We start from the raw sequence: 21,249 nt of genomic DNA, 5'->3' as shown, positions 1-21,249 counted from the left end.
GATCCATGGACGCGACTGATGTTTCCCCACGACCAGACCAACGACCATCCAAGCCGAAAGTCACATGATCAACGACTTCTGTTAGGACCTCTAAGCCGTACGAAGGGCTCAACACCTCTCGAAGAACAACGTGGGGAGCTCCTTCAAAGCTACGCAGAACTGGTCTGCGTGTCACAAATGCTCCGGGCGACCGGTCTCAGTCATGGCCCCCGGCGCCGCTTCGCAGAGGCGACGAAAACCCTGATCGGATTCCGGGGCCTCCTGCCGGATGACGAACCCTGGAGGTCTGCATTCCATGGCTGCAGAACGACTAGGCGACTACGCGATGCATTGGCGCGAACGGGCGGCTTGTCTACGTGTAGACCCTGATCTTTTCTTCCCTGTAGGCCAAGGCGGTCCGGCCCTCACACAGGTCGACGAAGCCAAGGCCGTCTGCGGCAGATGCCCTGTCCTGGAGCAGTGCCTCGACTGGGCCGTGGATGTAGGCCAGGTGGAAGGCATCTGGGGCGGCATGACGGAGAGCGAACGCCGTGCGATGAGGCGGCGTGACGCCCGCCGGGTCAAGGAGACCATCACCACGGCGGCATGATGGTTCCCAACACACCACCGCCAGAGTGAGCTTCGCGCTGGACTCTCCGAGCCGCCCTGTACAACTGCGCAGGGAACCGCGGCGGCCGCAAGCCAGGCTGCGTACTCGGTCGCCCTGCCGAGCGCGGGGGAAGCGGCCCGTCGTCATGGCGGTCCGACAGCGTCCCGCCCTGCCAACACGACGGTTGCGGCGACCGTGCAGGTGGATGCGGCCTGCTGGTCGGCGAGCGCCTCCGGCATCGTTCGCAACGTCTCACCTACGAACTCCGGACCGTTGAGGGCGCGGATCGCAGCCAGGGCGTGTGTCGCTGCACCGGCATCGGATCCCACGTGGACTTGTGCACGAACTGCTGCAAGTTCTGCCCGCTACGGTCCGGCTGCCGCGAGGCCATGGCCTGGATCGGACTACGCCGGCCATCCAGCATCAGTCCCCGCAGACAGCAGTCGCCTTTGGCCCGCTGCTCCTTGCGCGGCACCGAGGCGAACACATCCGCCACGTATAACGCCAACGTCGCCCGAACATGGTTCACCTCATGTGCGCCCACACACCTTGGCCGGACCCCGAGAACTGATCCATGGTTGGTGAGAGTCGTTCATCGGTGGGTGCATGCGGCAGTGTGGACCGCTGGGGCTTGGTAGCCGAGCGAGCTGTGTCGTCGGCGCCGGTTGTAGTCCTCCTTCCAGTCACTGATCACGACTCGGGCTTGGGCCAGCGACCAGAAAGATGTGAAAGTTCAGGTGGCCTAGCAACGGCGTCCCTGGACACGGTTGCCCTCAGTCACTCAGGTCGTATCAGTCATACAGCCGCGTACTTACCTCTCTCGGTCAGCACGGGAAAGCCGAGACGGCCAGCCCAAACCGAAAGGGTGTTCAGCGGACTTCGGCGCCGAGGGCGATGTCGAAGCCGGCGCCGTTGCGGGCCAGCCCCATCAGCAGGATGCCGGTCCATTCGAGGACCGAAGCCATCGCGAGCCCTCCCGTGTCCAGGGGCCGCAAGTCGATGCTCTCCAGAAACGCCGCAACTTGGGCCTTCGCTGCGGCGTCGTCGCCGGCAACAAAAACGTCCAGGGGCGTATCGCGAGCGAGGACGTGGCCGAAGACCGAGTTCAGCGCCTTCACGACGGGTGTGCCCTCGGGGGCGGCAGCAGCGATCTCCTGGGCCGCCGAGCTGTCTGGGGTGGTCGCGAGTCCGCTGGCGTCGGCGTTGAAGGGATTGGAGATGTCGACGAGGACCTTGCCGGCAAGGGCGTCGCCGTAGTGAGTGACCACGTCGACTGCGCCGGTGTACGGGACGGCCACGATGACGATGTCACCTGCCGGCGTTGCGCCGAGCGCGCCGACGGTGGCTCCGTGGCCGATCTGGTCGGCCAGCGCCAAAGCCTTGGCGGTGTTGCGGCTCATGAGCTCGATCGCGTGGCCGTGCTTGGCTGCCCGGGTGCCGATGGCGGCGGCCATGTTGCCCGAACCGATGATGCTGATGGTGGTCATGACGTGTTCCTTTGCTGTCTATGGAGCTGCCGGTAAGGCGTGAGTTGCCGGTCTGATGGGCTGCATCAAGCGCTTTGGCCACGCAGCATTGGCTCGCGGACTAGTTGCGTTCGCGGGCGACGTGTTCGCGTACCGCGGGGATGGTTTCAGCGGCGAAGCGCTCGATTACGTCCTGGTCGTCGCTGGCCAGAATGAAGATGCTGACGCCGTCCTCGACGGCCAGCTGGGTCAGTGCCTCCGGAGTCTGCTGGCCCGGGAAGATGTTGAGTAGACGGGTGATCTCGCGGGGATCGCGGCCGGCGGCCCGGGCGGCATCGTCGATGATCGCGTTTCCCTTTGACACGCCGCCCGGCTCCATCATCGGCAGCGACGGCAGCCAACCATCGGCCTTGCGTCCCACCAAGCCCTGCATCTTCGGCTTGTGGGCGCCGAGCCAGATCGGGATCTCGTGGGCGGGCGCGGGTCCACGCTCGGCGCCGTGGACCGAATAGAACTCGCCGTCAACATCCACGCCGCCGGGCCCGTCGGCATCCCAGACCCCGCGGATGATGTCGATTGCCTCGTCAAGTGCCGCAACGCCCTGTAGCGGGGTCAGCCGCCGTCCGCCGATCGCCTGCACGGCATCCCAGTAGAAGCCGGCTCCGAGTCCGAGGCTGGTCCGTCCACCGGAGAGCAGGTCGAGGCTGGCCGCCGCGCGGGCGAGTACGGCGGGGGGCTGACGCAGCGGCAGGTTCAGCACGTTGCCGGACACTCCGATGCGCTCGGTCCGCGCGGCCACCCAGCTCAGCAGAGTCCAGGTATCGAGAAAGCTCGACTGGTAGGGATGGTCCTGGAAGGTGACGAAGTCGAAGCCGAGCCGCTCACTCAGCTGCGCCAACTCGACCGGACGGCTCGGCGGGGAGTTGGTGGGACCGAGGAATGTTGCGAAACGCAGGGGATGACCGTAGTCAGGCATCGATGTCTCCTTCAGTCGTTCGTTCGTGGTCAGCCGCGACGCGACGTCGTCGCGCAGAGCGTGTCGTCAGATCAGGGCGCTGACGATTTCGTCGAGAGGCTCGGGCTGGCCGGCCTCGTGGTGAAGGCTGGTGCCACCGCGGATCAAAGCACCGCGGACGACAGCGGCGGCCCAGAACAGGCCGGCGGCCCACCAGAAGCCGACAGTGAACCCCGTGCACGGTGGCACCGACAACGGCCGTGCTGCCATGGTGGGTCTGCTCCTCGTGCGGTCAGGTCGGAGCGCCGACATAAGGCACTCCTCTGGTCGGCACTCGCCGTTAGATCTGGCTGAACCCGCCGTCGACGACTAGGTTCGCGCCGGTGATGAAGCTGGCGTCCGAGGAGGCCAGGAACAGCGCGGCAGCCCCGATTTCCTCGCTGGTTCCCAGCCGTCCCAGCGGGATGGCGGCGGTGATCTGTTCCCGAAACGCGAGGGGCACGGTGCTGAAGAGCGCGGTGTCGATCGAACCGGGACTGACGACATTCACCCGGATACCGCGGACCTTCAACTCCGCGGCCCAGGTGCGGGCAAGTGAACGAACGGCGGCCTTGCTCGCCGAGTAGACACCGGCACCGGGGATGCCCTTGGTCGCGCTGTTCGTGCCGTTCAGGATGATCGACGCACCGTCGCTCATCAATGGCAGCAGGTACTGAACGGTGAACACAGTGCCGCGGAAGTTCACGCCCACCAGCGCATCGAACCTATCGGCGGTGATACTTCCCAGCGGGTCGGACACCGACGCGACGCCAGCGCTCGCAAATAGGACGTCGACTCGTCCGTGGTGCTCCCGCACGGTCTCGGCCAAGCGAGCCAGGTCGTCCAGATTTCCCGAGTCCGCCTGTACACCCGTCACGTTGTGGCCGATGGCCGCGACCGCCTCGTCCAGTCTGTCCCTGTCTCGCCCGGTGATGAACACGTAGGCGCCTTCGGCCACGAACAACTTGGCCGTCGCCAACGCCATCCCAGAGGTTGCTCCAGTGATCACGGCGACCTTGCCATCAAGTTTGAGCATGTTGACCTTTACCTTTCTGTCGGCCGAACGGTCGAACGGCCGATCGATGTGTAAACCTGCGAGGTACGTCGGGCCGGCGAGTTGACGCCGCTCGTGCGAAGCGCTCCGCAAACGGGGCTGGTCTCCCGTTCACGGCTGCATGCCCACCGTAACAGATGCGTGCGCGCGCATGTAAACGGGCGAGCATCAAATTTCGGGTACACTGCCGAGCGTGAGGGCACCCGTGTCGCAACCGCGAATCATTTCCCCGGACCAGGTCAACGGCTGGTTTGCGCTGCTGTTCACCCACGCCACGGTCACCGGGCGGATCGACGCCGTGCTGATGGACCAGCACAAGATCTCGTTCAGCACCGTCGAGATCCTGTGCTGGCTCCTGGAGGCCGAGCCTCAGTCGGTTCGAGGTCTGTCTGGCAAACTCGTCAGCGTCAGCCCGACCAGAGCATCACGGTTGGTTCAGGGACTGATCGATGCCGGGCACCTACAACGTGGAGCCGACCAAGGCGACGGTCGGGTGTCGCTCATCAGCTTCACCAAAAGCGGACGGCACTTCGCCGAGACGGTCAGACGAACCTTCGAAGATTCGGTCAAGAAATATTTCGTCGATCCCCTCGACGACGATGACATCGCTGCCCTCACCCGGATCTGGGCCAAGCTCGAAAACGCAGAAGGTCCTAGCTGAGGGAATCCGATTCGCCCTGATCGCTGCCCCTCTCCCGGCGACACGAGACCGATCAGCGGCTGTCGTCCGCTGTCTGGACTTCGGGCGACAGGACCGCGCGATGCTGGGATGGATCGCTGCGACGACCACACTCAGCTGCCATCCGTGAGCGATCGCGACATTCGCACCTTACGTCGCCGAAGACCGAACCCCACACCAACAGGACGCGGTCGCTCGCACCAGCGCTCTCGGCGATGAGCTGATAGCCGCCGACTGGCCGGACCCCGAGAGCTGATCCACGGTTGGTGAGAGTCGTTCATCGGTGGGTGCAAGCGGCAGTGTGGACCGCTGGGGCTTGGTAGCCGAGCGAGCTGTGTCGTCGGCGCCGGTTGTAGTCCTCCTTCCAGTCGCTGATCACGACTCGGGCTTGGGCCAGCGACCAGAAAGATGTTGATGTTCAGGCATTCGTCACGGACCCGGCTGTTGAACGACTCGACGTATCCGTTGCGCCAAGGCTCGCCGGGCGGGATGAAGGCGAGCCCGACCCGTTCGCCGGCCCAGTCGGCCATCGCCTCGCAGGCGAGCTCGGGGCCGTTGTCACAACGCAGCACGGCCGGGTAGCCACGCATCGCTGCGAGGCGGTCGAGTTCGTCGATCAGGGTGTCGCCGGTGATGTTGCGTTCGACCAGGCCGCCGAGGCATTCGCGGGTGTGCTCGTCGACCATGGATGCGATCTTGATCGGGCGGCCGTCGGTGGTGGCGTCGAACTGGAAGTCAACCGCCCAGACCTTGTTGGGGGCGTCGGCTGTCGGCCGGTCGGGTGCCGTGCTGGTGCGGGTGCGTTTGCGGCGTCGGCGTTGCGGCACGCGTAGGCCTTCCTCGCGCCACAGCCGCTGCAGCTTCTTGTGGTTCACCGCCCAGCCCTCGGCGCGGGCGTCGTGGAATGCGGGGCGGAACCCGCGGCGCGGATGGTCTTTCGCCCATGCCCGCAGCCAGGTCCGCAGCCCGGCGTCCGGATCGGCCGCGGTGCTTGCTTTGGGCTCTTGTCGCTGCGTCGTTCTGTTCTGCCCGGTCACCCGGCAAGCGAACCGTTCGCTCACGCCCATCACGCGGATGAGGTGCGCAACGGCCGCCCGCCGGCGTTCCGGGCTCAGAAGTTTCCCCGGGCGATCTCCTTCAACGCGGCCTTCTCCAGCTCGGCGTCGGCAAGCAGCCGCTTGAGGGTCGAGTTCTCCTTCTCCAGGTCCTTCAGCCGCTTGGCGTCGTCGGCCTTCAGCCCGCCGAACTGGTTTCGCCAGCGGTAATACGTCTGCTCGGACACCCCGAGTTCGCGGCACACGTCGGCGACATCCTTACCCTCGCCAAGCATCCGATCGGCCTGCGCCAGCTTGCGCACGACCTGCTCCGGCGAATGCCTCTTCCTGGTGGTCATCGTCATCGAGCCTTCCTGCCCACGTCGTGGGCGGCAAGACTCTCACTCGACGTGGATCAACCAACCGGGGTCAGGCCAACCTGACTTGCTCCCGAACAGGCACGGCAGGAAGACCTGAAGGAGTCCTACTTGCCCCTCTCTTGTCACAGATCCAGTTCCTCTCCTGTCTGATGTCGGGAGGTGGCAACACACATGAATCGAAGGTGGGGTACCACACAAATGCCTTATGCAGCTGCAACTGTCAGATTCGCCCCCACGTCCCGGCATACCGTGCGGCGAGAACACCTGGAGACACTCGGAGCTGCGATAGATTTCAACTCACTGATCGCCCAGGAAAATGCATCCCTGGAACGGGGACTGCTTCCTGCACCGGCGCTGCGCCAAGACAACTTCTCGGCCGCTTCGTGTTACATTCCAGGCCGGGCTCACGCGCTGTTGTGCGGTGACTTCTACGACGTTGTACAAACCGAGGACTCGACCGTACACGTGATCTTGGGAGATGTCTCCGGACATGGAGCGGCTGAGGCTGCTCTAGCAGTTCACCTGCGCGTGGCTTGGCGGACTGCCGTTCTCTGCGGCAAGACCCAGTTCGAGCAACTGCGCATCCTGGAGAAGATACTGATCGACGAGAGAGCGAACGACGACACCTACACCACTGTTGTGTCGCTGGTGTTCCCTCCAGGAGGATCTTCTCTGAAAGTCGTGAGCGCAGGGCACCCTGGGCTTCTGCTACGCAGCGACGGGGAAATCCGCTGGGTCGAGCCTCGGGCCGGAATTGCCCTGGGCCTGTTTCCGGAATGCGAGGATTGGACTCAGACCGATGTCTCGCTTTCCCCGCACGACAGTGTGGTTCTCTTCACCGATGGACTGTTCGAAGGAAGGACTGGCCCCTCCACACGACTCGGCGAAGAAGGCCTGCTGCGGCTGGCGATGCAGCACGGACACCTGCCGGGGCAGGAGTTCATCGACGCCCTGGTCCACGGTGCTGTGTCCAGGGCGGCACCCTTCGGGGGCCTGGCGGACGACGTGGCAGTTCTTCATCTGGGCTGGAACGCAGGGAGCTGACCGCCCGTGTCGGTATGCCATTGACGGTGATCGATTACGCCTGGACCGTGGTCTTCTGCTTCAGACATTCGCAGGGTGTTTGGCCGCTGAGGCAGCTACGGGGCGATAGCTGTAACAGTCCTCCCCCGAGGCAGTGCCGGGGCGCTGCACCAGGACGGCTGGCCGACACCAGACCTTCGGCTGCAGCGTTCTCCAAGCGCGCCGGGCCAGGCCCACGCGGCAATCAGTCCTCATCGCAGGGCTGCCGCACCTCCCTTCGCAGAGGCCGGTAGGCCGCCGCCGATGTTCCGTCCGAACACACTCTGTATGACTACGCCTTGAGCCGCAGAGAGACGCGTACTGCCACGAGATCCCGACAGACACTCCGGCCCTGCCGCCTCCGGTATGTCTCTGACAGCAAAATCAGCCCTGCTCGATGCCCGCCTGTGCATGCTTCGAGAGACAATTGACAATTTCGATAGCCGCATCAAGTCGGTCTCCGAGACGTTGCATCGGCTGCACCACGTGTCTTCCGCCTCGGCCAGACCTCCGGACAGCGAGAAGCGCTGCGGATCATCCGGCTGAAAGGGTGCCGACGGCCCGGTCGACTCGCTGTCAGGACCAGGTCCGCGCAGCTGGGACAGCGGGCGGAAGACCATAGAATCGCTGGCAACCACGTTCCCCTGCCGCTGTGTTTCCTGACCGACGCATGAGTCTCCAGGGACACCGTGGGCCCCCATGCCTCGGCATTTCGACATGCGCCACTGCCTATGAGGTGCGGGGACTCATCGGCACGTCCAGGCCGGACGGCACCGCAGGTGGGCAGAGGAGTTGAGGATGAGAGGAACACATGGTCCCTGTAACCCACACAGCGCATGACATTGCCTCCCCCCGGTCCGCGGACGCCGCCACGACGTCCGGACCTCAGGCTCAGAAGCCGGCGAGCGGCAAGGGCCCGGAACGTCCTCCTACGGCCGGCGCCGAGACGGACGGGCAGAAGAAGTACGGCATACTCACCGAGCAGATCATGGAGTACTTCGCCACCGTCGGCGATGTGGACGTGCGGGCCCGTGGTGTTGCCGCGGCTCTGGGGCGTGACTCCGACAGCGGAAGCATCAACGGAGTTCGCAGCACACTCGATCGCCTTGGCGGTACGTCCCGAATCCAGCGGACCGGCCGTGGCCTCTACCGCGCCAAGGGTCCCGGGCGCGGCTCAGCCGTTGCTCCCCGCACCTTTGCGAACAGCGCTGCACCCCGGCAGGCCTTGCCCAGTTGGAGCCCCATGAGCTTCGTTGCCCCGTGTCCTGCGGTGCCTCGTCAGGTGGCTGTGCTGTGAGGTCGGTCGCCCCCTTCGGCTCATGGCAGTCCCGCATCAGCAGCGAGGTGGCCACGGCAGGTTTGGCTGCCGGGCAGATCGCAGCACCGTCGTACGTCGGCGTGGTCGGCGACGAAGTGTGGTGGGTGGAACCGCGTCCGCAGGAGGATGGCCGGACAGCGCTCGTTCGCCGATGTGCGGACGGTGTGACGGAGTCGCTGCTGCCAGCACCGTGGGATGTACGCAGTCGGGTCATCGAGTACGGTGGCCGTCCCTGGGGCGCCGCGGCCAGCGGGACGGAAACGCTCGTCGCTTTTGTCCATTGCCCGGACCAGCGGCTGTACGTATTCCGTGTCGACCGGGGCCGGCACTGCGCCCCCTATCCGCTGACACCGGTGTCGCCGGTGGGCGCAGGCCTTCGCTGGGTCGAACCGGTTCTGGATCTCGAACGTGGCGAAGTCCGCTGCGTGCTGGAGGAGTTCACCGGGGATGGCGCCGGTGACGTTCGGCGAGTCCACGCTGCGGTGCCACTGGACGGGGCGGCGGCCACCGACCGTTCGGCCGTCCGGGAACTTGCGCCCGCAACTCATCGCTTTGTCTCCCAGGCGCGGCTGTCTCCCGACGGACGGCGTGCCGCATGGCTTGCCTGGGACCACCCTCACATGCCCTGGGACGCGGCAGAACTACGCATCGCCGAAATGAGCGACGACGGCTTCCTGCGGCAGGCTCGGACGCTGACGGGCGGGCCCGGAGATCCGGTGGCCCAAGCGGAATGGTTGCCGAACGGCACACTGGTCGCGGCCTGTGAGGGCACCGGATGGTGGAACCTCTACGCGGTGGATGCGGAGACCGGTGACAGGCGGCCGCTTTACCCGGCCAGTGAAGAGTTCGCGGGCCTCCAGCGCTTGGGACACCGGTGGTTCTGGCCGCTGTCCGACGGCCGCCTGGCAGTCCTGCACGGAGTGGGAGGGCAGCGGCTCGGTGTCCTCGACCCCGATCGCGGGGAACTCGTCGATGTACCGGGCCCGGCGGACGAATGGCTGCCCCACCTTCATGCCGCCGGGAGCCGGATCGTCGGCGTGGCGGCCACTGGCCACTCCCCCTATGAGGTCGTGGAGGTGGACGCGGCTTCGCCGGAAGTCCCGCACCTGGGTCACGCGTTCAGGTTCGCGGCCGATCCCGCATACCTGCCGACACCCGTACCTCGCGTCTTCGAAAGCCCTGGAGGCCACCCGATCCATGCGCAGGTACACGCCCCGCGCAACCCCCGATTCACGGGTCCGCCGAATGAGGTACCTCCGCTGGTGATCTGGGCGCACGGTGGTCCAGGTCTCAGAGCCCCCCTAGCTCTCAATCCGGAGATCGCGTACTTCACCTCCCGCGGCATCGCGGTCGCGGAGGTCAACTACGGCGGCACCCCCGGATACGGGCGCGCCTATCGTGAACGGCTGCGCGGACAGTGGGGTGTGGTGGACGTCGAGGACTGCGCCGCGGTCGCGCGGGCCCTGGTCGACGAGGGTACGGCGGCCGCCGGCCGGGTGGCGATCCGCGGCGGCAGCGCCGGAGGGTTCACCGCGGCGCTCTCGGTGGCGGCAGGCGATCTCTATGCCTGTGCCGCCCTGTTCTATCCAGTGGTGGATCTTGTCTCTCTCGCCGCAGGAGGGACGCATGACTTCGAGTCGCACTACCTGGACGCGCTCATCGGCCCGAAAGACCGGACTGACCTCTACCGTGCCCGGTCCCCGATCCAGCACGCGGACCGTATCAAGGTCCCGCTGATCCTCTTCCAGGGAACACAGGACGCGGTATGCCCACCTTCTCAGGCAAAAGCGTTCACCGATGCGTTGTCCCCGCACCCGGAGCGATACGTGCACCGCACCTTCGAGGGTGAGGGGCACGGCTTCCGCCGGCAGGCGACGCTGATGGCATGCCTGGAAGAGGAACTGCGTCTCTACGCCGACGTGTTCGGTTTCGCAGTGGCCTAGGGCTCGCTCCGCGGCCAGTCACCGTGCCTGCCCTTTGGGCCCCCGAGTCCCGACCAGACACCAGGGAACAGGGCGGATTCAACCGGTCGTCGCAACACCTCGGCTTCGGAGGTGTGATGGGCAGGCCGGCAGGGTGGATGAACGAGTTGACGGGTAGGTCTCCGATGTAGTCACCGGGGGCACCGTCGTGGCGGCGCGGTCCGAGCGCGAGTTCTGGCGTGAGATTGCCAAAGGGCTCCTCAGCGAGGAAGCCGCCGATGTGGTCGGTGTGTCCTCGGCCGCCGGCGCCCGATGGTTCCGGCAGGGTGGAGGCATGCCACCGGTCGATCTTGCCCCGCTTGTGGGGTGGTATCTGTCGTTTCATGAACGTGAGGAGATAGCCGTCCTCAGGGCTCAAGGAGCCGGAGTCCGAGCATCAGCAGCTGCACGACTATGTGCAGGAAAGGCTGTCGGGCCACGTCCGCCGCCCGGACGGAACCCTGGTGCTGGGTCCCGGGACAGGGCAGAGGAACGGCCGCAACAAGCGGCAACGTCAGGACCGCAACTGGATGTCGGCCCGGAGCCCGGAACAGATCTCCCACCGGCTGAAGGCCGAATTCCCCCAGGACGAATCGATGCGTATCTCGCACGAAGCGATCTACCAGGCCCTCTACGTCGAGAGCCGCGGCGCGCTCAGACGCGAGCTCGTTGCGTGCCTGCGCACCGGTCGGGCGCTGCGGGCCCCCCGGACCCGGCGCGAAGCCTGGGCCCAGCCGGCAATCCGCCACCCTGGCAAGCGAGTTCGGCGCCCGCCCATCCGTCGGTAGCACCGGGCAGTGCTGGGAGAATGCGCTCGCCGAGTCGTTCTTCGCCACCATCAAACGGGAGCTGCTCGACACGAGCTCCTGGCCCAGCCCGCACCGCGATCTTCGACTTCATCGAAGGCTGGTACAACTTGCACCGACTGCACAGCAGTCTCGGCTACCGCAGCCCCGCCGAATGCGAGACCGCACTCGCAGCCTGACCACCACACCGATGGTGTCCGTCAAAGCGGAACAAGCTCAGACGCGGGTCACATCCGTGACTCGTACCTCGCCCTTGCGCAGCTTCCGCTCAAGGCGCCAGGCAGTAGAAGCCCGCGTAGCCCCCACCGACAATCAGAATCTCACGCATCGGTCCCTCTGCTCGTTGTTCGACACGAGACAGACCAGACGGGCCAGGACGGTGTGGCACGGCCGCGGCGATGGAGCGATGGAACCAGTCTCGTCACACAAGTTGGGGGCATCCGGTCTTCACTCAGGGCAGCGGTGTGGGCCACGAAGGAACCCGAACGCTGCCGTCGCCAAGCGTCAGTTGGCATGAGGTGCGGGTGTGACTCAAACGTCGAGAGAGAGGGCCTGACTGTGCTCGTTGTTCCGGATCCGAAGGTCGTCAGAAGGCTGCTGACCCGGTACGCGTCCCTGCAGATCGCGCTCGCCGAAAGCGAGGTGCGGGAAAGGGCACGCGAGCTTGAGGACGTGAGTTACACGCTGTGCATCACGATGGGAGCCCGGAACGTGCACGAGGCCATAGCGGCCGCGGACACGCTGCTCGTGGCCCGGGCCGGACGCCGCAGTGTCCAGGAGCCGGAGGGCGAGGACGGTTTGCCGGTGCTCGTCTGAGGCCTTACCAGGACGACAACGCCTGATCGGCGGGGAGGAGCGGCCAGCAGTCCATCTGGCTGCCCCGTGCCCGTGGACGGACCCTGCACGACCCCGTAGAGGTCCGTGATCGCCTGCCTCCTCGCCCGGTCAAGCCATCAATTCCACTCGTGATAGTCTCGTTCGATACCGTCTCGTGTTCGACTATTGTCGAGCACTAGTCCTCTCTTGGGAGAAAGCCCATGGCCACGTTGCTGCACATCGACTCGTCCGTGTTCCCCGGCGAGGCCTCCTCGTCCCGTCCGGTCACCGCTACCTTCCGCAAGGTCTGGGAGGAGCAGCACCCGGAGGGCACGGTGATGTACCGCGACCTCGCGGCCAGCCCTGTCCCGCACATCACGGCCGCCGCCTGGTCCGCCGGTTACACCGCCCCCGCCGAGCGCACCCCTGAGCAGTCCGCCGCGTTCGCCGCGCGCGTGAAACTCATCGAGGAGCTGGAGCAGGCGGACGCCGTCCTCATCGGCGCCCCCATGTACAACTTCTCGATCCCCTCGACCCTCAAGGCGTGGCTGGACAGCGTGCTCCTCCTCGGCCGCACCGCGGGCGAGACCCCTTCCGCCCAGGGCACCCCGACCGTCGTCGTCGCCAGCCGCGGCGGCTCCTACGCGCCCGGCACCCCGCGCGAGGGCTACGACTTCGTACAGAACTACCTGAAGGCCGTCCTCAAGGACACCCTCGGCCTGGACCTCCATTTCATCGTTCCGGAACTCACCATGGCCCCCCGCAACCCGGCCATGTCCGAACTCGTCCCCCGCTACGAGACCTCCCGCAAGCGTGCCCTGGAGGACGCGGCCGCCAAGGCCAAGGAACTCGCGGAACTCCTCGCCGCCTAGAACACCCTGCAATGGACACCGTGTGACGGCTCGGTCCAGGACGTCACACGGTGTCCGTGTCGTCCGCGCCCTGACCGAGGCGGTGGGTTGGCCCGACTCCGGGGTGGCCCAGGTGTTCGGCCGGCCGGCGGGTCGCACCTCGGGACGATGGCGACGAAGTCCTGCCCGCGGGCTGGTCGGCGTGCGGTAACGACGGTCGCAGCCGTCGAGGCCGGGTTCGCAGGGAAAGCCGTACGGCGCACGACCCGTCCACGCCCCGGGCAACCGCCACGCGGGCGCCTACGCCTCACCCTCCGCGGGATGGGCGAACCGGGTCAGCAGCCCCCTCAACTGCTCGGACTCACCCGGTCCCAGTTCGGCCACCAGACGCTCCGCCAGCGGCTCCGCCGCCACATGCGCCGCATCGAAAAGCTCGACACCCCCAGGCGTGATCTCCACCGCCCGAACCCGCCGGTCCCCCGGAACCGCCTTGCGTACGGCCAGCCCCATGCGTTCCAGGTCGTCCACGACCCGCATGATCCCCGCCTTGTCCGACCCCGTCGCCGCCGCCAGGTCCCGCTGCACCGTGGGCCCACGGTCGACCAGCACGAGCAGCACCGCGAAATGCCGCAACTCCACGCCCAGCGGGCGCAGCGCCTCCGTCATCACCGCAGCCGCACGCCAGTGCGCCCGCCGCAGCAGCAGACCGAGAGCGAAAGGCGAGGTGTCCCCGGGACGGTCGGTCGCGCGCGAGCCGGCGGACGAGTGAGGAGCGTCGGCAGTCACAGCTTCAGGTTACCAGCTATCCATTCACCCAATACGGTATCGTTTGAAACAAATGCGGCTGTGCCCGCCTCCACTGCGCCCCCGCAACGCCGACGGGGATCGCACCGGGGTGCTGGACGCTCGTCTTGACAGCGGTCAGCCGTGGAACGATCGTGAAGAGAGCCGATGGCAAGGGCAATCCGCGGTCATCCGGCACGGCAGACCAGGTAGGCGCCATGGCACATTCCCACGCATGGTCAGCGCCGCTGCCTCCGGGATCGGCACGGATCCACGTCGACACAGCCGCGGCCGTCGCCGTCTCGGACCCTTCCGGCCGCATAATCCTCTGGAGCAGCGCCGCACAGGCACTGTGGGGTTACGCACCCGAAGAAGTCATCGGCAAGTCCCTCACCGGTCTCGTCACCACCGACGGGGCGGCGCTGTTGCATCGTGACGGCCACTCTGTCGAGGCGCGGGTCTGTTTGTCGCCCTTGGTGGCCTCCGAACGGCCGGGCGGGTTTCTGCTGACCGCGGAGCCTCGGGTGACAGCAGAGGCTCGGCCGGGTGCGCAGGAGCCCGGAGACGAGGCATTGATGCGGTGGGCGTTCGAGCAGCATCCAGCCCATCTCGGGATATTCGACTGCGAAGCCCGGAGCCTGAAGCAGAACCGAATGATGGCCCGGGCGACCGGTCTGCGCGAGGACGAACTCCGCGACCGGCGCATCAGCGACCTGATCCCGGATGCCCCGCTGATCGAGAACGAGCGATGGATCCGGCAGGTGGCCGCGACGGGCGCCCCGGCGCAGAGAGAGGCTTTCCTCAAGGTCCCCGGCGAACCGAAGGCACACGCCTGGACCGTGGATTACTTCCCGCTCAAGGACCCGGTCGGCCGGGTGCGCGCGGTGGCGATGACAGCGTACGACTACTCCCAGCAGTACGAGTCACGAGAGCGGCTGGCCCTGCTCGGCGAGGCCCGTACCCGCATCGGCGCCAGCCTGGAACTGGAAGGGACGGCTGACGAACTCGCCGAGTTCCTCGTACCCCGTTTCGCGGACGTTGTCAGCATCGACCTGTTCGAGGCGGTCTTCGGCGGTGAACTGCCCGAGTCTGTTCCCTCCGGCCGCGTTCTGCTGCGCCGAGCCGCGCAACGGCCGGAGTTCTTCGCGGCAGGGGCGCGTCCCGCCCTGGGCGAGACGCGGTGGCACCCCGCTTCCTCCCCGGTCAGCCGGTGTGTGGCGACCGGGAGGGCGGAAGTGCACGACTTCACCGATCCACAGGTGACCCGTTGGTTGGCCGACGACCCCACGACGGCGGCAGAACTGCGCGCCTGTGGAGCGCACTCGCTGATCACGGTGCCGATCCGAGCCCGCGGCACTACAATCGGGGCCGCCGCTCTCCTCCGCCATGGCGCCTCCCGTGAGTCTTTCACCGCCGACGATCTGACCGTCGCCGAGGACTTGGTCGCCCGTGCTGCGATCTGCCTGGACAACGCCCGCCGGTTCACCCGCGAACACGGCATCGCGCTGTTGCTGCAGAGCACCCTGCTGCCGCGTGGCCCGATCATGCATCCGGGCGCGGAGACCGCTGCCCGTTACCTGCCCGGCGACCGCGCCACCGAGGCGGGCGGGGACTGGTTCGACGTGATCCCCCTGCCCGGCACTCGCATCGGCCTGGTCGTCGGGGACGTCGTCGGCCACGGTATCGGCGCCTCGGTCACCATGGGCCGGCTACGGACGGCGGTACGTACCCTCGCGGACATCGACCTGCAGCCCGACGAGCTCCTCACCCGCCTCGACGACATGGTGACCCACCCGGCGGAAGAGACGGGCGACAAGGCCGGTGCCGGTGCCGTCGGTTACAACGCGATCCCCGGCGACATCGGCGCCAGCTGTCTGTACGCCATCTACGACCCCGTGTCCGGTAGCTGCACGCTGGCCCGGGCAGGTCACCCGCCCCCGGTTCTGGTGTGTCCGGACGGCACCACGCAGGTCGTCGACGTGCCCGCCGGGCCCCCGCTCGGGCTGGGCAGCCTGCCGTTCGAGGCCACCGAGTTGACCATTCCCGAGGGCAGCCTGCTGGCCTTGTTCACAGACGGACTCGTCGGAACCCGCGGCCACGACATCGATGAACGGATCGACGAGTTGCGCGACGCCCTGGCCCGGTCCGTGCCCTCGCTGGAAGAACTGTGCGACACAGTCCTGGAATCCTTGCAAACCGAGACGCGGACCGACGACATCGCCCTGCTCGTCGCCCGCACCCGGGTCCTCGGCAAGGACAACGTCGCCGAGTGGGACGTCCCCGCAGACGCGGCCGCCGTGGCGGAGATACGCAAGCTGGCTGACGAGCGGCTCACCGCGTGGGGGCTCGAGGAGGCCGCGTTCACTATGCAGCTGGTGGTCAGCGAACTGGTCACCAACGCGATCCGATACGGCACCGAACCGATCCGCCTGCGGCTGATCAAGGAGCGGTCCCTCATCTGCGAGGTCTCCGACAGCAGCAGCACCGCGCCTCACCTGCGCCGGGCCCGGGTCAGCGACGAGGGCGGCCGGGGACTGTTCCTCGTTGCCGAGTTCACTCAGCGCTGGGGCACCCGCTACACCTCAGCGGGCAAGACCATCTGGGCCGAACAAGCCCTGGGCCGTTCGCCGCAGACGGCGCTCTCTTTCTGACCGGTCGGTGGTTCGCCGGCGGGGCCGGTGTCACAGACCGGGTGGTCGCCCGGTCCTAGTTGGGAAACCAATCCGATCCGGCGCCATGGTCAGAAACACGGAGGGTTTACTTGTCGCAAGGACCAGCCTCATCGAGCCGCCCGCCCGGGGACCCGCCGTCGACGGGCTTGCGCTCCCTTCCCCGTCCCGTGGCCGTGGTGGTGGGCGCCGGCGGCGTACTCGGAGCGGCGCATGTCGGTATCGGGTACGCGCTGGAACAGCGCGGATTCGTCCCGGACATGATCATCGGAACGTCGGTGGGCGCTCTCAACGGAGCCATCGCGGCCGCCCACCCCGACAGGGCCGCGCCGTGGCTGGACCACGTGTGGACCCAGTTGCGTCGCCGTGAGGTCTACCCGCTCGGCCACCGCCTGTTCGCACGGGCCAGCATCTTCACCGATCGCGGCCTGCGTCGTCTGATCGCCCGGGCCGGGCTGCCGTCGCGGATCGAACAGCTGTCGGTCCCGTTCGCCGCGGTGGCCATGGACCTGGTCACCGGCAGTTCGGTGCTGCTCGACCACGGAGACCTCGAGTCCGCGCTGCTGGCCAGCGCAGCCATTCCCGGGATGCTGCCCCCGGTGGATCGCGGGGGGCGGGTGCTCGTCGACGGTGGGGTGATCGCCTATGTCCCGGTGCTGGCGGCCCTGCAGGCCGGGGCGGCAAGCGTGGTGGTGCTGGCGACCGGGCCGGAGAGCTCACCGTTGCGCCCCACCACCCCACGCCGACGTGCCGGTGCCATCGCCGCCAGGGCCGGGACACTGTTGTTGCACCATCAGATCGAGCGTGACCTGCACGAGGTGTCCAAGCACATCCCGACCGTCGTGCTGCCGACCGGCATCGAGACCTGGCCCGCTCCATGGGACTTCCGCCAGGCACAGCGCCTGATCAGCACCGCGTCCCGCACGACGGGACGCTTTCTCGACGGGCTACGCATCAGCGGTCCGGGCCTGTATCGGGTCGACGGCCCTCCGGTGACATCCGCCGGTCCCGGCGAGGCATCCACTTCTTCCATATCGGGGGTTTGACCGGTGAGTACCATCGCGTTCCTCAACATCGGCATGCACGGGCACGTCAACCCGACGCTGCCGGTCGTGGCCGAGCTCGTTCGGCGCGGCCACACCGTGACGTACCACACGCCACCCGCGTTCCGTGAGGAGATCGAGGCCGTCGGCGCGACCGTGTACCCCTACCCCGGGGGCGACCAGCCGCTCCCCGACCCACCGACGCCGGCCACGTTCATAGAGACGCTCGGGCTCGCCGCCGTCCGCCTGCTGCCCGCTGTGCTGACCGATCTGCACCGCGTCCGACCGGACCTGATCGTCCACGACAGCGACTGCCTATGGGGCGCGATCGCCGCCCGCGAACTCAAGGTGCCTGCGGCTTCGTCGTTCACCACGTTCGCCTACAACCGGCAAGTACCCAGCATCACCCGCCCCTCGTGGGCCCTGCTGGCCACGGCGATGGCTCGACCCCGCGGCCTCCAGGCCTACCTTCGGTCCCGCTGGAGTCTGCGTCGCCGCTTCGACACGCGTGGGTTGCCGCTCGTCGACCTGATTAACATCCGCCAGCCGCTCAATCTGGTCTATACCTCGTGGGCGTTCCAGCCGGCAGCCGAGGAATTCGACCGGTCCTACCGGTTCGTCGGCCCAAGTGTGGGGGCCCGCCCCGTCGACCCGTCGTTTCCGGCCGAACAACTGCAGGAACCTGTCCTGTACGCCTCGCTGGGCACGGTGTTCAACGCCGCCCCGCAGCTGCTGCGCAACTTCGCGACCGCGCTGGCCCCGCTGGGCGGGACCGTGATCATCGCCACCGGGCAGACCGATCCCGCCACGCTGGAGCCGTTGCCGGCCAATGTGCTCGCCCGTCGCTTCGTGCCGCAACCGGAGGTGCTGGCCCGCGCGGCGCTGTTCGTCACCCATGGCGGGATGAACAGCGTCAACGAGGCCCTGTACGCCGGGGTTCCCCTGCTGGTGGTCCCGCAGGGCGCTGACCAGCCGATGGTGGCCCAGCGAGTCGCCGCGCTCGGCGCCGGCCTGTCGCTCCGTGCCCAGGACGTCACCGAGGCCTCCGTACGTGCACTCGCGCGGCGCCTTTTGGACGACCCCGCGTTCCAGGCTGCGGCAACGACTCTGAAGGCCGCCCAGCTCGAGGCGGGGGGATACCTGCGGGCCGCCGACGAACTCGAGCGATATCTGCATGCCGCCGGCTCGGTCGGTCGGTCGGCTCCCGCCGATCCGGCACAGCGAGGCTGAGCGATGTCACCTGTCGTCGTCCTGCTCTTGTTGTTCGCCGGGGTGTCGGAGGCCGCCGGGCGCATCCTGCCCATGACGGCGCGCCGGCCCGGCATGTCACGGACTGCTGTGGCCGGGTTGCTGCTGGCCGGTGGCTTGGCGGAGGGTGCGGTGTTCGCACTGTGGCCACTGACCGCACAGACCTTGGCCGAGCTGGTGCAGTCCCCTCCCCCGCCAGGCGACGGGTTGGTGTGGACACCCGCCCTGGTCGCCCCGCTGGTGCTCACGGCCGTCCTCGCGTTCCCCTTGCTGGGACCCCTGTTCCACCTGTTGCTCTTTGTCGGGGTCGGAGCCGCTCTGGCCGGTCCACTCGCCGCGGCGACCGGGCTGGGCTGGTGGTCCGCCGCCACTTGTGTGGCCGTCGCCGGGGTAGGCCTGGGGGTTGCTGTGGAGGCTGTTCGGCGCCTGGTCGTGAGGATCAGTGCGCCCCGGGCTCCGGAGGCGCTCGCATGAACGTCTTCCTGCTCTGGGTCTGCGCGCTCGGGCTGGTTCTGCTCGTTGAAGCTCTGCTGGCCCGCCATGAGGTACTGGCCTACAGCACCGGCTGGCGGAGCCCTGCCGTCGAGCTCCCGAAGGATGTGCCCTACGCCCGGGGCGCGGCCCCTGACAGTCCCCCGGATGCCTACCTGGTCTATCTGGACGGTATCGGGAAGCGCCGCTTCCGCGACACTCGCGACGGCGGCCAGCTGGTCGAGGCCCTGATCGCCGGAGCGCCGGAACTGCGGGTACTGGGTCAGGTGCAGCCCTACTCACCACTGGCAGAACCGCTTGCCGACCGGCCGGTGTGGTCGTGGGTGGGTCGCCGCGTCGGTCTGCTGCTGTTTCTGCACAATGTCATGCAGACCTTCGTCGCCGCCGACCACCGGTACCGTCCTCTGTACGACCGGGCAGTCGGCTCCCAGATCACCGCTCAACTCCGGCTTGCCGGCTACCAGCCCGACAGCGGTATCCCCGTGGTGCTGCTCAGCTACAGCGGCGGCGCCCAGGTCGCCGCCGGGGCGGTCGGCGCATTGCACGCCCAGCTGCACTCCCCGCTCCTGCTGATCATGCTCGGCGGATTCCACAACGGTGCAAACGACCTCACCCATGCCGAGCGCGTGCATCAGCTCACCAGCGCGAACGACCGGATCGAGCGGGTCGGCACCTGGATATTTCCTCAACGCTGGCGGCTGTTCCGCCGTAGCCAATGGAATCGGGCCCTTCGCGCCGGGAAGATCACCGTTCATCGGCTCGACCCGGCCACCCACGTCGGGCCGCGCAGCTACATCAGCCCGGAGGCGCGTCTGCCGGATGGCCGCAGCTACCTGGACCGCACCACCGACACCGTGATCGCCATCATCCGTGCCCGCTGCCGCGCGACCGCGGCGACAGATGCCGGCGACCGGTCGCCATGACGACCGCCTGCGGGAAGCGGCCCTCACGGGGCGGCGGCCGCGGCCCGGAACAGAGCAGCACCAGGAAGGCCCAGATCCTCACGGCCGCCCTCGATCTCTTCGCGGTCAAGGGCGGTTCGGGCACGACGATGCGCGCAGTCGCCCAGCGGGCGGAAGTGGATCCGGCGCTGATCCACCACTTCTTCGGCAACAAGGACCGCCTCTCCCGAGAGGCCGTTTCCTCCCTCATCGACATGTCCGCCCTTTTCGAATCCCTGACGGAGGACGAGAGAACGGAGGACGAGAGAACGGAGGACGAGAGAGAGGTCCGGGTGAAGAACCGTGGGGAGTGGATCGCCCGGACGTTCCTCTCCTCTTGGGAGGAGGAGTCGACCCGCCCCGCGCTGGTCGCCGTCTACCGGGCCGGCCTGTCGGACGAGACGACCGCCAAGGCGTTCGGCAACGAGATCGAGGCGACCGTCGCGTCGCGCTTGGGCCGGATCACCCCCGAGGAGACCGAGCGGACACCGACGTTCACGTCTCTGGTGTCCGCACAACTGGTCGGCCTCGCCACACTGCACCATGTCCTCGCGGTGGAGCCGCCGGCCTCGGTCGACTTCGAGGAACTGACGGAGCGGCTCGTCCTCGCCGTCGAGGTCCACTTCGGCCGGCTGCCCCAGGTCTGGCTGCTCCCTGTCCTGGGCCGCTCACTGCGCATGGCCGAACCAAGAGGGAAAACGCCAGCTCAGATATCGGTTTCGGCCTGCAGGGCGGCAGCACGGTCGGCATCCGGTGCGGTGACCAGGCCGCGCAGGACGGGGCCGTACTCGGGGTGGGCGAGGGCGAAGGCCATCTGGGCGACGAGGTAGTCGGCCGGGTTGCCGGTGTCGTACCAGCGGCCCTGGATGACCTGCCCGTACACGGCCCGGCTGGCGGCGTAGGCGTTGATGGCGTCGGTCAGGTAGACCTCGCCGGTGCGGTGCTCGTACCAGCGGCGGGTCTGTTCGCGCAGTTCGTCGATGATGCCGGGGGTGATGACGTAACCGCCGATGGCCGCGTACGGGGACGGGGCGTCGGCCGGCGCGGGCTTCTCCACCAGGCC

16 protein-coding genes and 7 pseudogenes are annotated in these 21,249 nt (G+C 67.5%); 14 read left to right on the top strand and 9 right to left on the bottom strand.

Going from position 1 to position 21,249, the window contains the following annotated elements:
* Positions 1–325 precede the first annotated feature (325 nt).
* Complete coding sequence (locus ACWGJB_RS48875) at positions 326–589, top strand: WhiB family transcriptional regulator (protein ID WP_453386486.1); 264 nt, start codon at positions 326–328, stop codon at positions 587–589.
* A gap of 304 nt (positions 590–893) precedes the next feature.
* Here the strand turns inward: ACWGJB_RS48875 and ACWGJB_RS48870 are convergent.
* From ACWGJB_RS48870 to ACWGJB_RS48845, 6 genes and pseudogenes are all read right to left on the bottom strand, one after another.
* A pseudogene (locus ACWGJB_RS48870) lies at positions 894–1,133 on the bottom strand (transposase); the annotation flags it as partial.
* Positions 1,134–1,181: 48 nt separating this feature from the next.
* Positions 1,182–1,313, bottom strand: a pseudogene (locus ACWGJB_RS48865) (integrase core domain-containing protein); the annotation flags it as partial.
* Positions 1,314–1,458: 145 nt separating this feature from the next.
* The gene (locus tag ACWGJB_RS48860; RefSeq protein WP_316770397.1) at positions 1,459–2,076 is read right to left on the bottom strand and encodes an NADPH-dependent F420 reductase; all 618 of its coding nucleotides are present in this window, start codon (positions 2,074–2,076) and stop codon (positions 1,459–1,461) included.
* 100 nt (positions 2,077–2,176) lie between these two features.
* Positions 2,177–3,031 (bottom strand): LLM class flavin-dependent oxidoreductase, encoded by an 855-nt coding sequence (locus ACWGJB_RS48855; protein ID WP_381802863.1) that lies wholly within the window; start codon positions 3,029–3,031, stop codon positions 2,177–2,179.
* A gap of 66 nt (positions 3,032–3,097) precedes the next feature.
* Entirely contained in the window at positions 3,098–3,280 is a 183-nt protein-coding gene (locus tag ACWGJB_RS48850) for a hypothetical protein (protein ID WP_453386485.1), read from the bottom strand.
* Between the two features lie 70 nt (positions 3,281–3,350).
* Positions 3,351–4,085, bottom strand: coding sequence for an SDR family oxidoreductase (locus tag ACWGJB_RS48845; RefSeq protein ID WP_406434712.1), 735 nt, complete (start codon positions 4,083–4,085; stop codon positions 3,351–3,353).
* Positions 4,086–4,296: 211 nt separating this feature from the next.
* Between ACWGJB_RS48845 and ACWGJB_RS48840 the strand changes: the two genes are divergently transcribed.
* Positions 4,297–4,764: a MarR family winged helix-turn-helix transcriptional regulator gene (locus ACWGJB_RS48840; RefSeq protein ID WP_453386484.1), complete on the top strand. Its 468-nt coding sequence runs from the start codon at positions 4,297–4,299 to the stop codon at positions 4,762–4,764.
* A 295-nt stretch (positions 4,765–5,059) separates the two neighbouring features.
* Here the strand turns inward: ACWGJB_RS48840 and ACWGJB_RS48835 are convergent.
* Positions 5,060–6,175: pseudogene (locus tag ACWGJB_RS48835) on the bottom strand (IS3 family transposase).
* Positions 6,176–6,436: 261 nt separating this feature from the next.
* On the opposite strand from ACWGJB_RS48835, the pseudogene ACWGJB_RS48830 reads away from it, so the two are divergent.
* The 6 genes and pseudogenes from ACWGJB_RS48830 to ACWGJB_RS48805 form a co-directional block, all read left to right on the top strand.
* Positions 6,437–7,240 (top strand): annotated as a pseudogene (locus ACWGJB_RS48830) (PP2C family protein-serine/threonine phosphatase); the annotation flags it as partial.
* A gap of 967 nt (positions 7,241–8,207) precedes the next feature.
* Positions 8,208–8,414, top strand: a pseudogene (locus ACWGJB_RS48825) (hypothetical protein); the annotation flags it as partial.
* Between the two features lie 137 nt (positions 8,415–8,551).
* Positions 8,552–10,519 (top strand): prolyl oligopeptidase family serine peptidase, encoded by a 1,968-nt coding sequence (locus ACWGJB_RS48820; RefSeq protein ID WP_453386483.1) that lies wholly within the window; start codon positions 8,552–8,554, stop codon positions 10,517–10,519.
* A gap of 164 nt (positions 10,520–10,683) precedes the next feature.
* A pseudogene (locus ACWGJB_RS48815) lies at positions 10,684–11,268 on the top strand (IS30 family transposase); the annotation flags it as partial.
* Positions 11,269–11,901: 633 nt separating this feature from the next.
* Positions 11,902–12,159 (top strand): DUF5133 domain-containing protein, encoded by a 258-nt coding sequence (locus ACWGJB_RS48810; RefSeq protein ID WP_453386482.1) that lies wholly within the window; start codon positions 11,902–11,904, stop codon positions 12,157–12,159.
* Positions 12,160–12,380: 221 nt separating this feature from the next.
* Positions 12,381–13,031 carry an FMN-dependent NADH-azoreductase gene (locus ACWGJB_RS48805; RefSeq protein WP_453386481.1) on the top strand — a complete coding sequence of 217 codons (651 nt, stop codon included), beginning with the start codon at positions 12,381–12,383 and terminating at the stop codon, positions 13,029–13,031.
* Between the two features lie 279 nt (positions 13,032–13,310).
* On the opposite strand, the gene ACWGJB_RS48800 is transcribed toward ACWGJB_RS48805, so the two are convergent.
* Positions 13,311–13,796 (bottom strand): MarR family winged helix-turn-helix transcriptional regulator, encoded by a 486-nt coding sequence (locus tag ACWGJB_RS48800; RefSeq protein WP_453386480.1) that lies wholly within the window; start codon positions 13,794–13,796, stop codon positions 13,311–13,313.
* A gap of 215 nt (positions 13,797–14,011) precedes the next feature.
* Between ACWGJB_RS48800 and ACWGJB_RS48795 the strand changes: the two genes are divergently transcribed.
* From ACWGJB_RS48795 to ACWGJB_RS48770, 6 genes and pseudogenes are all read left to right on the top strand, one after another.
* Positions 14,012–16,444, top strand: a complete 2,433-nt coding sequence (locus ACWGJB_RS48795) for a SpoIIE family protein phosphatase (protein ID WP_453386479.1) — start codon at positions 14,012–14,014, stop codon at positions 16,442–16,444.
* A gap of 167 nt (positions 16,445–16,611) precedes the next feature.
* A complete protein-coding gene (locus tag ACWGJB_RS48790; protein WP_453386478.1) occupies positions 16,612–17,508 on the top strand; it encodes a patatin-like phospholipase family protein in 897 nt (298 codons plus the stop codon).
* Between the two features lie 33 nt (positions 17,509–17,541).
* On the top strand, positions 17,542–18,735 hold the full coding sequence (locus ACWGJB_RS48785) for a macrolide family glycosyltransferase (RefSeq protein WP_453386477.1): 1,194 nt from the start codon (positions 17,542–17,544) through the stop codon (positions 18,733–18,735).
* Positions 18,736–18,738: 3 nt separating this feature from the next.
* Positions 18,739–19,227 carry a hypothetical protein gene (locus ACWGJB_RS48780; RefSeq protein WP_453386476.1) on the top strand — a complete coding sequence of 163 codons (489 nt, stop codon included), beginning with the start codon at positions 18,739–18,741 and terminating at the stop codon, positions 19,225–19,227.
* Positions 19,224–20,168, top strand: a complete 945-nt coding sequence (locus tag ACWGJB_RS48775; protein WP_453386475.1) for a hypothetical protein — start codon at positions 19,224–19,226, stop codon at positions 20,166–20,168. The genes ACWGJB_RS48780 and ACWGJB_RS48775 overlap by 4 nt, the downstream gene beginning before the upstream one ends.
* A pseudogene (locus tag ACWGJB_RS48770) lies at positions 20,165–20,779 on the top strand (TetR/AcrR family transcriptional regulator); the annotation flags it as partial. The gene ACWGJB_RS48775 and the pseudogene ACWGJB_RS48770, both read left to right, overlap by 4 nt.
* A gap of 113 nt (positions 20,780–20,892) precedes the next feature.
* Here the strand turns inward: ACWGJB_RS48770 and ACWGJB_RS48765 are convergent.
* Positions 20,893–21,249: sugar phosphate nucleotidyltransferase (locus tag ACWGJB_RS48765; RefSeq protein ID WP_453386474.1), on the bottom strand; the 357-nt coding region annotated here is incomplete at its 5' end.

Source organism: Streptomyces sp. NPDC054813, assembly GCF_053611365.1.
The sequence above is the reverse complement of the archived record's forward strand: the minus strand, read 5'-3'. Positions and strand labels throughout refer to the sequence as shown.